The sequence below is a fragment of the Chryseobacterium tructae genome (assembly GCF_030409875.1).
GTDB lineage: Bacteria > Bacteroidota > Bacteroidia > Flavobacteriales > Weeksellaceae > Chryseobacterium > Chryseobacterium tructae.
Genome location: NZ_JAUFQR010000001.1, coordinates 2,838,787 through 2,850,817, shown reverse-complemented (window position 1 = coordinate 2,850,817; position 12,031 = coordinate 2,838,787). Strand labels below are relative to the sequence as shown.

The window sequence follows — 12,031 nt, the reverse complement described above, 5'->3', positions numbered from 1 at the left end:
TATGGAAACTTCATCTATAGCCCAGGAATATTATAAGCTTCGGGATTTATGGCGCACAGCAGAACAGAATACGAATTGGAAACTGGCTGTCTGGGTGGCACAATATGCTGATGTAGAAATTATCGATAAGTTTATGCAGATTGAGCAGTCTCCTGTTGGTGAGTCGGATGATATTTTTTTTCGTTTCGAAACAGAATATAAAGGAGACAGGGCATTATTTGAAGAGCAGCTATGGAATGAATTTATTTCATGGTTTACCCCTCATCCTCAAAAAAATAAAGACCTGCATCGGGCACTTTGGGAAAATAATATGATTATAGAACCTTTTGTTCCGGATGAGTCATTAGCACCTAACGCGATAAACCTATTTAACGAACTTGAACGCTTAAGAACAAGTATCACAGATCAAAGCCAGCATTTTTATTTCTGTCTTTATTTTCCATTGGCTGTGCAAACCAAAATGAATATTGCACAGTGGTTTCAGCAAATTGTTGAGCATGTCCCGGATAATCTGCGGTTAGTATCTATGGATCTCGCCGAGGAAAGACGTATTCAGTTGCAGGGGAAAAAGAATAATGAGTCTTTATACCATTATATGTACCCAAAGCTTAAGATGGCTGAAGCTATTAAGAATGAAATGTATAAAGCCAGTGATAGCTACAATGCCGTAGATCCTGATGCAAGATTCAGAAAACAGGTGATTATAGTCATGGATTCTACAACGCAAAAAACTCAGAATAGAACAGATGTTGAAGTAAAACGGTTGCTTACTATCACGCATGAAATAGGAACAGCTTCGTCAAAGATTGCCGGATTATTGGTGGCTGCCCAAGCTTATTTTTCTTTACAAAAAACTAAAAAAAGTGAAGAATATACAGATAAGGCGCTTGAAGAATCTTATAAAGTTATGGAAGAGGATGATGCAACAGGGTATCCGGTCTGGAAATCCTGTATGCTACTGAAAGCAGCCTTGCTGTTTGGAAATAAGGACAAAAATGGTGCTCTTAAAATCTATGAAGAATTATCAGAAAAGGCTTCTAAAAGACAGGACGTGTATTATGTGATGGAGGCTAATCGATTGATTGCCCATATCTATTATGAAAAAAATGAAATAACGAAAGCCTTTGAGCATATCCTTTTTTCGCTGGCCGCAGGAGCTTATCTTGAAATTGATGTTAGAAGACAATCTACGTTTTTACACGCTGCTTTTATGTGCCTTTATTTGGGGGAACAGATTAAAACAGCAGAAGATGTACACGAAATAAAACTGCAATTGGCAGATTGGTTGGGAGACGACTGGGAAATTTTATTGGCACAGGCTGGGGTAGATTCAGCGTCATTAAAAACAGCTCCGTCAATTTGGGACAAACAATTATCAAAACTTAAATAATACCCATGTCAGATATCATAGGAAAAGTAGTGACCGCTCCGGCTCCTAGACGGGGCTTTGGAGAACTGTTTGGCGAAGCCAAAGATAAATTAGATCATTTACAAAAGGATATGGCCAGTATTCTGCCAGCGATGCCGGGAATGCCGGTAGGGAAATATTTCGATCTGGCTCTTGGTATCGATTTCCATGAAACGATATTTCCACCATCTCCTTTGTTACCGGTACCTCACATAGGGATGGTTTTTGATATTATGAGTGCCATCATGAATGCCATTTCAAGTGTATTGCCGGCACCTCCGGCACCACCAGCAGATGGATCTGAGCCTCCTACGAGTTTAGCCTCCGTTTGTACAGCAATAGTGAATGGAATGAAACCGTCTGTTCAGGTTCATGGACAATGGGTTGCCAATGCCGGAACAGGAATTCAGCATTTACCGGGAATATTCTTACATATTCCGTTTCCCATCGTAAAACCGATTGCAAGTTCTGAAATGTTTCTGGGAAGCAGTACCGTATTAGCCGATGGAGGGCCATGCAGCACCCAGTTTCACCTTGCACTATCCTGTAACCTCATCGGAATTCCCGCACCATTCAGAATTACAAAACCAAAACCTAAAGTGGCATTGATGGCTCCCACCTCAATGCTTCTCATCATAACTTCTGCAGGGAAACCTGTATTAGCAGGTGGTCCACCTACCATAGACCTTTTTCAGCTGGCCATGAGCCTTGGACTGAAAGGAATGGGGAAACTATGGAAGAAAGCCGGAAATAAATTTCAGGATTTGATTGATGGTATAAAACCTAAAAATCAGAAATTGGCCAGTGTGTTACAGCCTGTAAAATGCCGATTGTTGGAGAACCGGTGGATGCCGCTACAGGAAGAGTATATTCTACCAATACCGATATTGAATTATCAGGGCCAATTCCATTTATCTGGCAGCGTACTTATTACAGTGATGCGGAAGCCAATGGATCATTAGGATATAATTGGCATCACAGTTATAATATGGGATTATACGATCTTGGAAATGATTTTGCATCCTTACGACTTTCAGATGGACGTGAGACCGTGGTTCCGTTATTGGATATTGGAGAAAAATACTTTAACAGAAAGGAGCAGCTTACTTTTACGAAAGATGACAAAGGGTATCTGCTGATAGATTCAGATAAATTACAGTATCGTTTAATGGCGGTTTGAATAAAGAAGGTTATCGTATGCTTTCTTCAATAAAGACAGCCGACGGATTCAGCCTGTCATTTGAATACCATTCCAATGGTTGTTTGCAGAAGATTGTAGACAGTACGGGAAGAATCATTAAGGTCGAAAGTGATACGAAGCAGCGTATTACCCGCTTATATACGGTTGCTGAGAACAGGGAAATTACCTACATTCAGTATTGGTATGATGAACTGGGAAATATGATCCGCAATAAAGACGTGATCGGAGCAGAGAAACATTTTTATTATGACGGTCATTTACTGATACAGTTAACCAACCAGACAGGACAGAATTTCTATTGGGAATATGACGGGAAAGGAGATGATGCCAAATGTATTCATACCTGGGGTGATGGTGGAATCCTTGAATATTTTACGGAATATGAACCCGGACGTACCATTACCAAAAATAGCCTTGGATTCACCGCAGAATATTTTTATGATGAGAGTAAACTGATCTATAAAATCATAGATGAAAATGGAGGGGTTACCCATCAAAAATATAATCAGTTTCAGGAACTTGAACTGGTTGTGAATGCAGAGGGATTGACACAGAAATATAGGTACACAGAAAATGGCTTGTTAAAATCCATTGAAAATGAAAATAATGAGCAAACCACTTTTCAATATGATGATGCTTTGATCTGATTAAGGTTACAAGTCCTGGCGGAACAGAATTGGAATGGACTTATGATGAATTGAGCAGGGTTATTTCCAAAAAACTTCCTTCCGGTGAAAAGCTGTATTATGAATACGAAGGAATGCATCTCCGAAAAATTACAGATGATAAGAGCCGCGCCGTTCATTTCTTTTATGATAAAGCCCATCACTTGGTTCAGATTACCTATCCGAATGATACTTACAGCAAATGGGAATATGATCAGCAGGGAAATGTGATCAGTGAACGCGATGTACGAGGGAATATCACTTGGTATAAGCACGATGATGCCGGAAATGTGGTGTATTTAAAAGAACCGGATGGTAATGAACATTATTTTGAATATGATACTTCCTATAATATTATTCATGCAAAAGATGATCTGCATGATGTACGGTTCAGATACGGAAGCTTAGGAATTCTGCTGAGCAGGACTCAAAATGAGCGTACCGTGAAATTTGGCTATGACACCGAATTACAGCTGAAAAGCATCAGCAATGAAAAAGGAGAAGTCTATCGATTTGCTTTGGATGGAGTGGGTGATGTGATCAGTGAATGGGGATTTGATGGTCTGCACAAACAATATGAACGAGATCCGATAGGCCGGGTGAAAAAAGTCATCCGTCCTGATAACCGCTGGACAGAATATGACTATGATGGTACAGGAAATGTAATCAAAGAACAACACAGTGATCTGTCTTTTACAGGATATACGTACAACAAGGACGGACTTCTGGCAGGTGCTTTAAACCAGGAAATAAACCTGAAAATACAGCGCGGCAAAGATGGCCGTATCCTTAAAGAGCAACAGGGGCAGCACTGGATAAGCAAAGAATTTAATAAAGAAGAAAATACTTTATGGGTAAAGCTCATTAGGAGCTGATATTACCAGTCAGTACGATCATTTTGGACAATTAACCGAAATGGAAGCCGGAGACTGGAAAGCCCAATGGAAGTATGATGCCACAGGACTTGAAATACAAAGAGAACTCACCGGAGGAATTAGCCAGATTACAGAACATGATCAATTAGGAAGGGTAGTACGCAGAAGTATCAACAGTCATAATGTGGAGAAGAGCAGAACCCGTTACTTCTGGGGAACAGCCAACCGATTGCTGAAAACCCTGAACGAAGTGACCGGAGCAAGTGCCAATTTTACTTATGATGCCTGGGATAACCTGGTAAGTGGTACGTATCAGAGCCGCAAAGAGACTGAAACCATTTACAAAGCTCCGGATGCTATTGGGAACCTGTTTGAAACTCCTGATCAGAAAGACCGTACCTACGGAGCAGGTGGAAAACTGCTGAAAGACCTGCGTTACAACTATTATTATGACCCTGAAGGAAATCTGATCTTCAAGGAATTCAGAAAGAGCACCCAACAGGCAGTGATCTCTGCTTCTTCCATAGAACATAAATACGGGATCAGCCTTATGGGTAGTGGTGTCGGCTGGCAATATGAATGGAAAGGCAACGGAATGCTGGCCAGGGTAATATTACCAAAAGGCGGGGAAGTAAACTTCTTCTATGATCCTTTAGGAAGACGTATTGCCAAAGAATATAAAAATAAAGTAACCCGCTGGCTGTGGGATGGCAACGTTCCTCTCCATGAATGGGAATATGAAGGCCGTTTCCCGCCGGAACTGATTATTGATGAAGAAAATAATGTACAAGAGGTTGCAGAATCTACAGAAAATGTAATAACTTGGCTCTACCAGGACGGAAGCTTTGTTCCTTGCGGTAAAATTGTTGGCGAGGAACAGTTTAGTATCATCAGTGATTATTTAGGAACACCCACCCATGCTTATGACCATACCGGTTCTTTGGTTTGGGAAAGAGAATTGGATGTATATGGCTCTTTAAGAAAAGGAGATAATGAGTTTGTTCCTTTCTTGTATCAAGGGCAGTATGTAGATGGAGAGACAGGGTTGGCTTATAACCGTTTTAGATATTATGATAATGAGTCGGGGAATTATATAAGTCAGGATCCAATTTCAATTTTAGGAGGATTAAATATTTATGCTTATGTACATGATTTAAATGTTTGGACGGATGAATTAGGTCTTAGTGCAAGAAATAATGGAGGTGATGCAACTGGTAGTGGGAAAAATATTGGGGATAAGTGGTTAAAAGGAACCAATGGCAATGCTGGGTTATTTCCAGCAGATATTGCTGATAATTTGAGAGGGAAATCATTTGGTAGTTTTAAAGATTTTAGGGAAGCCTTTTGGAAAGAAGTGGCAACAAATCCAAAATATTCTTCTGCATTTTCACCTCAAAATATTAAACGTATGGAAAAAGGGAGAGCTCCTAAAGCGCATAAATCACAGTGGGATGGGAAAGTCGGATCATATCAATTACATCATATAACTCCAATTCATGCAGGTGGAGGCGTATTTGATATGGATAATTTGTTAATTGTAACTCCAAGATTCCATAAGGAGGTTTTGGATCCAAATTACCATTATGATCGTAAACCTCCACATCATTAACTATTAAAATAAGAATATATGAACCAAAAATTAAGTAGAGAAGAGTTAATAGAGATTGCAAAAAAAATTATCAATATGGAAACTGAAACTGATGAGGAAGAAGATGATTTATTAGAACTTTTTGCTGATAACGTTCCAGATCCAAATGTAACAGATTATTTTTTTGAAACTGAGTGGGCTGATTTGACTGCAGAGGAAATTGTTGATAAATCTTTATCTTATAAACCAATTCAACTATAAGATCTTGAAAGTTTTTAGGAATAGATAAATTTTATGTTTAAATCTAAAAACTCTATTATAATTAAAATCATTTTGAAATATTAAAAAGCAAGCCGAAAGCTTGCTTTTTAATATGAAGGTTATACCAGGACGGAAGCTTTGTTCCTTGCGGTAAAATTGTTGGTGAAGAGCAGTTCAGTATTATCAGTGATTATTTAGGAACACCCACCCATGCTTATGATCATAACGGTTCTTTGGTTTGGGAAAGGGAATTGGATGTATATGGTTCTTTAAGAAAAGGAAATAATGAGTTTGTACCTTTCTTATATCAGGGGCAGTATGTGGATGCAGAGACGGGGTTGGCTTATAACCGTTTTAGATATTATGATAATGAGGCAGGGAATTATATAAGTGAGGATCCAATTGGCTTAAATGGTGGGTTACGACTGTATGGTTATGTTTTGGATAGTAATGTCCGGCTTGATATTTTTGGATTATCCGCACAAGGTGGTGGTAGCTATGGTAATACAAGAGGTTTAAGCACTGGAGGTCAGGTCAATCATATGCCTGCTTTTACTTCATACAAAGGGTCTGGATTAGGGATTTCACACTATAAAGGTCCTAGTACTTGGATGGAAACTGCCGATCATATGAAAACAGCGAGTTGGGGTAATTATGCAACAGCTAAACAATGGAGAGGAGTACAAGAAGATCTAATAAATAGAGGTAAGTTTGGTAAAGCTATGGAAATGGATATTAAAGATGTCAAAAGGAAATTTGGTTCAAAATATAATCAAGGGATGCAAGAGATGATAGATTATGCTAAAACCGAAGGTCAAATAACATCTAGAGAGGCTGCACGCTTAAAACGTAAATATACACATCACTAAAGTATGATAGAAATCAAGAAAGGTATTTTAGACTCCTTTGAAGTTGGAGTGCAAGATTCTAGAAATGGAAAAATTGAAATGAAACGAGATACCACAACTTATTATATTGAAGTTGTAAATAATATAATAGTAACTGTATCTGTTCAATCATTAAAAGAGGTTGTTATAGATGGAGATATTCTAAATTTTGATAATCTAGCGGATTTTTTGAAAAGAGAAAATCCAATTGTTGATGGAGAATTCTATATATTTCCAGAGCTTCAATTATCACTATATCCTGACTTTAAAAGTAAAGAATTTTTGCAGGTATTAGTTTATGATAAATCTTTAGAAGATTTATATACAAAAGGATTACCTAAATATAATAGTTTAGGTAATGAATCATTAAATATTTCTAATGAACTTGTTTTTAAACCTTTTGAATCCTTAGGGGAATTTGTATTTGGAATTTCCAAGGAAGATTTTAAGAAAAATTTCAACATTTCTATTGAGGCAACATTAGGGGTAAAAGGAAAAGAAGTGATAGATATTGATTCATTTTCCTTTCGGTTCTATGACAATAAACTTACTGAAATCTTTTTGGATTGTTCTCAAAATAAAGAATTGAAAATAGTATTCAACAATGTCGATTTAAATAATATTTTGAATTTGGAGAAGCTTATCAAGACCGAAAATGTAATTGATAGAAAAGGGCACATTGTTTTACCAGATCTGGGATTAACAGTGAGTAAAAATTTTAAAGACAAAGAATTTTTTTTCTACGATAAGTATTTACTTCAGCTTTGGAAAAATATCAATAGGCCATTTACAAGTTGGTAGGTATAAGGTGGCGCAAAAAGACTTCACTAATATGACAGATTTATTTATTTGGTTTAATAGAACACAAGGCCCAGAGGGGTGTTTTCAGCTTGATGATGTGATTTTTACTAGTAGTTTTGATAGTAAGAAACCAAAATTTGTTGCTGAGCAACCTTGGAAGATGTATGATGCTTCAATTCACGGATTTCCTCCAGAGGATAAAAAACGTTTTCCCTCGAAAATGTATTTAGTTTCAACCAAAAATAAACCTTCAATTATAAAATTTGACTTTTATGGGATGAATAACCTTGCAGTTCTTGTCTCATCTAAATTTTTGACTTTTCTTAATAATAAAGGAATAGATGATAATTATTATGAAATTGCAGAACTATCTATTATTGATCTTAAAGGAAATGATTTGACAAACAATGAAATCTACTATGCTTTAAGGTTTGTAAGGTTTGATGATCAATTTTTTGATTTTGATATGGAAACTAAAAAAAGAGCTGCAGGATTGAAAAACTTTTTTCTATTTCCCGATATGAAATTAAATACTTATCCTGAAAATAAAAATATTTTTTATATTAATTCACTTTGTTATCGAAACTCAATTATTTTCACTAAAGATGTCGTTAAGGAGGTTTTATCGAATTTTCATTTACCACAAGTATATAATGTAAAGGACTTTCCTTTTGTCTTCAATAATCAGTATAAATGGGATATTCTCCCTTTAAATAATGAATATTTGGTTACTGTATAGAATAGTGTAATCATTTTGAAATATTAAAAAGCAAGCCGAAAGCTTGCTTTTTAATATGAAGGTTATACCAGGACGGAAGCTTTGTTCCTTGTGGTAAAATTGTTGGCGAAGAGGCCGTAGGAAAAATTATTGATTTGGGATAGCGAATATTTATGATGAGGTAGTGATAGGAATGATGGGATGAAGAGAACTTTTTTGTTTTAAAAACTCTTGTTCTTCTTCAGTTAATTCATTTGTTCCCAAACCAACACCGTTCCATGGTTTTCCGTTGGCTAATTTGTCTGCAAATTCAATAGATTCAATGGCAATCTTTTTATGAAGTCCCAGCTTTGTTAAATCCATCCATTGCCCTGGAGTTATTTCGCCATCTATAATCTCACCAAGAAAATAGAAACTTCTGTTGGTAAGCTTGAAAACACTGTCAATCTTAAATTGAGCAACCAGATTTCGCCAGCTATATCCACAATATCTGCATTGTTTTGCAAAAGGAGTACGAGCTAGCCTATTGCATTGAGGGCAGTCATTAAAAAATATTTTCTCTGGAGTTTCTGTTAATATTCGCTGAGCAACATTGAGTTCAAATTCATCATATCCATTTTGAAGTAAGGCGATAATTTTAGGATCAGAATTTATCCAGCCTTTATCGTCCAAAGCTTTTTTAAATTGAGGATTATTGGAGGTTTTATAAGTATATATATGATATCTCAATGCTAATTTTTCATCATGGGTCATCAGATTACTGAAATAAGTGATGATATATTGTATGGTGTCTTGATCCATTGTCACAGAAATAATTTGTGTTTTTATCTTGTCTAATGTATTACTTATTTAGGATATATTTTAATAATGTTAATTTATAAACAGTTTACACAATAGGAGAGGGATGGCTCATATTCTAAAAAAAAAGAACCCGCCAAAAATGACGGGTTCCTATTGATTTATGATCCGGATTATGAATTAGAATCTGAAAGTCGCAGCTACAGACCACGTTCTTCCAAAACCTAAGAACCCTGTATTGGCATCCGCAACACCTTGATAAACTCTACCCGTTTCCTGATATGTTTTTCCGGCATTAGGGCCATTAGCAATTTTGTCAGTCGTATGGATATTAGAACTTAGTTCAGAAATATAATATTTGTTGAATAAGTTATAAACGTTTGCTCTTAATGTTAATGATTTTTTCTGTCCAAGTTCGAATTTATAAGTAGCCCCTACATCAAAAAGATTATAGCTCGGTAACTTAACAATTCCTTTTTCTCTATCCGCCTCAGTAAGGAAGTTGATAGGGTTGAACTGTGCATATAGCTTGTCATAATATTCCCAGTTAGCATCAATACTGAAAGCTTTGGTAATGTTATAATCAATTCCTAAACTTGCTGTTGTTTGTGCAGCATCTCCAACTTTCAGATCTTTAATATTGATCATACCTGTTGCTCCGGCAACTTCCTGGTTGCTTTGAACATCCAGAATATTGAAGTTTGCATTTCCTTTGTATTTCCAGTTTCCTAAAGATACCATTCCTCTTACCCTAAGATTTGAAAAAGGTCTTGCTTTAGCTTCCAATTCAACTCCCTGGTGAAGCTGACCAACATTCAGAGCGTTGTAGAAATAAGCATTTCCAAGTTTCAATTGAGAGAATCTGGCAACATCCGCAGCACCTGCATTGAAGGTTCTTGAAATGAATCTGTCGTCCCATTGCGTTCTGTACGCGTTGATATTCACATCTACATAACGGGATTTGAAACCATAACCCAATTCCACAGAGAAAATCCTTTCATTCTTCGCATCGTTGTAGATGTTCTGGTTAGACGGGAATAAAGCGTTGAATAACGGCTGTCTTGAAATAATCCCTGTATTGAAAAATACATTATGATGATCATCAATATTATAGTTAGCACCTCCTTTTACAATATATCCTGTTTTGTGATACCATTTCGTTTCCTGATTTCCAGGAGTGTACAACATATAGTCTTTTCTCTTGTAATACTGCTCAGATACTGACCCCTGAACAGATGCACTTAGTTTTTCAGAGCTATATTCAACCATTCCGTAAATACCTGCCCATTTTACCAATCCTTCGTTGTAGATAGATACTTTTTGAGCATTATTGAGTTTAGTTAATGGTTCAGGCTTTACTGTACGATCGATAAAATAACCGTTTGGAGAGTTTACTGTATTTTTAACATATAAAGCATCTGATCCTAACATATCAGTAACGATATCGTAAAGAGCACCTTTGTAAGTTTTAAGGTCAAGACCTCCGTTGAACGTCCAGTTATTCTTTTTGTAATTAAGATCTGCAATGACACCATACCAGTCATGAGCATTGATACTTTGCTTTCTAACAATACCGCTGTTTCCGTTTAAAGTACTTACGTATTGTCCGTTGTAATCAGCAGGAGAACCTGCAGGAGCTGTAAAGTTGATTTCTGGAAAGTATTTCCATTGTAATCTGTTACTGAACCTCCTCTGTTATAACGAGCAATCATATCCCAATTGATAGTACCATCAGTACTATTCATAAAGTTCATGGTATTGCCTTGTACAATAGAACCGTTAAGTCCGGTACCACCGCCACCACGTCCCCAAGAACCATACACTACAGTGGACAACTTCAGGTTATCATTGATATTCCAGTCCCAGTTCAATGATGCGATTGGTTTGTGGTAGAAGTTAGGCGCTAAATTGAATTGAGAACCATTTAGCATTCCTGTTTGTGGATTGTATCTTCTTCCATACATGTCAAACTGCTGTAAAGTAGCCACATTGGCTCCGGTTGCAGAAGATCTTCTCGTATCGTGTACCTGCGGGGCACCCGTAGCAATTAGATTGAAAGCGTGTTTTTCATTCGGCTTAAATCCTGTTGAGAAAAACCATGAATATCCTTCCCCTTTAGTTCCGTTGATGTATCCATCACCTTGCCAACGGGAAAGTAATACCGTAGTTGCCCATTTGTTTTTCAACCCGGAAGAGTACATCGCTGAAAGTTTCGAGTAATTGTCGTTACCAGCTTCTGCCTTGATCATTGCTTTTTGCTCAGAATCGGTAGCCTTGGTTACGATATTGATCGTTCCTCCTACAGAAGGAACTACAAATTTAGAAGCTCCCAAACCTCTCTGAATCTGAATAGTGCTGGCAATATCTGCCAATCCAGTCCAGTTAGACCAGTATACAGTACCTCCCTGCATGTCATTAACAGGCTGTCCGTTGATGATAACCGCAATATTGGCACCATCAAAACCTCGCATGTTAATTCTGCTGTCTCCAAATCCACCACCTACTTTGGTAACATATACCGAAGGAGTAGACTTCATAATTTCAGGGAATTCTCTGTTTCCCAATTTCTCCTGAATTTCAGCTGCCTTAATGTTGGAAACTGCAACAGGTGTTTTTCTTTCTTTGGCTGTTTGGGAAAGGTTTCTACCCACCAACATCACCTCATCAATAGATTTAGATTTTTCTAAAGAATCCTTCGTACTCTGCCCATAATACAAGGCGGCCGTTGGTAATACAAGCGCTATAAGAAGACGCTTTTTCAAAATAATGCTCATGAAATAAACTAGCGTGTTTAAGTTTTAAGGCTGCAAAGATGAATATTTATTTTTT

Annotated in this window: 13 protein-coding genes; 10 read left to right on the top strand and 3 right to left on the bottom strand. The window is 37.1% G+C overall.

Annotation, left to right across the window (positions count from 1 at the left end):
* The first annotated feature begins 1 nt into the window (after position 1).
* The 10 genes from QWZ06_RS14170 (at position 2) to QWZ06_RS14125 (ending at position 8,425) form a co-directional block, all read left to right on the top strand.
* On the top strand, positions 2-1,390 hold the full coding sequence (locus QWZ06_RS14170; RefSeq protein WP_290298910.1) for a hypothetical protein: 1,389 nt from the start codon (positions 2-4) through the stop codon (positions 1,388-1,390).
* Positions 1,391-1,395: 5 nt separating this feature from the next.
* Positions 1,396-2,370: a hypothetical protein gene (locus QWZ06_RS14165; RefSeq protein ID WP_290298908.1), complete on the top strand. Its 975-nt coding sequence runs from the start codon at positions 1,396-1,398 to the stop codon at positions 2,368-2,370.
* Entirely contained in the window at positions 2,253-2,588 is a 336-nt protein-coding gene (locus QWZ06_RS14160; protein WP_290298906.1) for a DUF6531 domain-containing protein, read from the top strand. The genes QWZ06_RS14165 and QWZ06_RS14160 overlap by 118 nt, the downstream gene beginning before the upstream one ends.
* A 17-nt stretch (positions 2,589-2,605) precedes the next feature.
* Positions 2,606-3,256: a hypothetical protein gene (locus tag QWZ06_RS14155; RefSeq protein WP_290298904.1), complete on the top strand. Its 651-nt coding sequence runs from the start codon at positions 2,606-2,608 to the stop codon at positions 3,254-3,256.
* Between the two features lie 29 nt (positions 3,257-3,285).
* Positions 3,286-4,149 (top strand): hypothetical protein, encoded by an 864-nt coding sequence (locus QWZ06_RS14150; RefSeq protein WP_290298902.1) that lies wholly within the window; start codon positions 3,286-3,288, stop codon positions 4,147-4,149.
* A 40-nt stretch (positions 4,150-4,189) separates the two neighbouring features.
* Positions 4,190-5,758, top strand: coding sequence for a pyocin-S2/colicin E7-DNase domain-containing protein (locus tag QWZ06_RS14145; protein ID WP_290298900.1), 1,569 nt, complete (start codon positions 4,190-4,192; stop codon positions 5,756-5,758).
* 18 nt (positions 5,759-5,776) lie between these two features.
* On the top strand, positions 5,777-5,998 hold the full coding sequence (locus QWZ06_RS14140; protein ID WP_290298898.1) for a bacteriocin immunity protein: 222 nt from the start codon (positions 5,777-5,779) through the stop codon (positions 5,996-5,998).
* A gap of 155 nt (positions 5,999-6,153) precedes the next feature.
* On the top strand, positions 6,154-6,867 hold the full coding sequence (locus tag QWZ06_RS14135) for an RHS repeat domain-containing protein (protein ID WP_494337515.1): 714 nt from the start codon (positions 6,154-6,156) through the stop codon (positions 6,865-6,867).
* Between the two features lie 3 nt (positions 6,868-6,870).
* On the top strand, positions 6,871-7,686 hold the full coding sequence (locus QWZ06_RS14130) for a hypothetical protein (RefSeq protein ID WP_290298895.1): 816 nt from the start codon (positions 6,871-6,873) through the stop codon (positions 7,684-7,686).
* Between the two features lie 31 nt (positions 7,687-7,717).
* Entirely contained in the window at positions 7,718-8,425 is a 708-nt protein-coding gene (locus QWZ06_RS14125) for an Imm43 family immunity protein (RefSeq protein WP_290298893.1), read from the top strand.
* A 150-nt stretch (positions 8,426-8,575) separates the two neighbouring features.
* Here QWZ06_RS14125 and QWZ06_RS14120 read toward each other — a convergent pair whose 3' ends face one another.
* The 3 genes from QWZ06_RS14120 to QWZ06_RS14110 form a co-directional block, all read right to left on the bottom strand.
* On the bottom strand, positions 8,576-9,205 hold the full coding sequence (locus QWZ06_RS14120; RefSeq protein ID WP_290298891.1) for a hypothetical protein: 630 nt from the start codon (positions 9,203-9,205) through the stop codon (positions 8,576-8,578).
* Positions 9,206-9,382: 177 nt separating this feature from the next.
* A complete protein-coding gene (locus tag QWZ06_RS14115) occupies positions 9,383-10,633 on the bottom strand; it encodes a TonB-dependent receptor (protein ID WP_353959972.1) in 1,251 nt (416 codons plus the stop codon).
* A gap of 164 nt (positions 10,634-10,797) precedes the next feature.
* Positions 10,798-11,976 (bottom strand): TonB-dependent receptor plug domain-containing protein, encoded by a 1,179-nt coding sequence (locus tag QWZ06_RS14110; protein ID WP_290298889.1) that lies wholly within the window; start codon positions 11,974-11,976, stop codon positions 10,798-10,800.
* Between the last annotated feature and the right edge of the window lie 55 nt (positions 11,977-12,031).

Excerpts from the sequence above, each read along its gene's own strand:
- QWZ06_RS14170 (WP_290298910.1), top strand. The coding sequence starts at position 2 with ATGGAAACTTCATCTATAGCCCAGGAATATTATAAGCTTCGGGATTTA.
- QWZ06_RS14120 (WP_290298891.1), bottom strand. The coding sequence starts at position 9,205 with ATGGATCAAGACACCATACAATATATCATCACTTATTTCAGTAATCTG.
- QWZ06_RS14110 (WP_290298889.1), bottom strand. The coding sequence starts at position 11,976 with ATGAGCATTATTTTGAAAAAGCGTCTTCTTATAGCGCTTGTATTACCA.
- QWZ06_RS14125 (WP_290298893.1), top strand. The coding sequence starts at position 7,718 with ATGACAGATTTATTTATTTGGTTTAATAGAACACAAGGCCCAGAGGGG.
- QWZ06_RS14140 (WP_290298898.1), top strand. The coding sequence starts at position 5,777 with ATGAACCAAAAATTAAGTAGAGAAGAGTTAATAGAGATTGCAAAAAAA.
- QWZ06_RS14115 (WP_353959972.1), bottom strand. The coding sequence starts at position 10,633 with ATGTTAGGATCAGATGCTTTATATGTTAAAAATACAGTAAACTCTCCA.
- QWZ06_RS14130 (WP_290298895.1), top strand. The coding sequence starts at position 6,871 with ATGATAGAAATCAAGAAAGGTATTTTAGACTCCTTTGAAGTTGGAGTG.
- QWZ06_RS14155 (WP_290298904.1), top strand. The coding sequence starts at position 2,606 with ATGCTTTCTTCAATAAAGACAGCCGACGGATTCAGCCTGTCATTTGAA.
- QWZ06_RS14145 (WP_290298900.1), top strand. The coding sequence starts at position 4,190 with ATGGAAGCCGGAGACTGGAAAGCCCAATGGAAGTATGATGCCACAGGA.
- QWZ06_RS14165 (WP_290298908.1), top strand. The coding sequence starts at position 1,396 with ATGTCAGATATCATAGGAAAAGTAGTGACCGCTCCGGCTCCTAGACGG.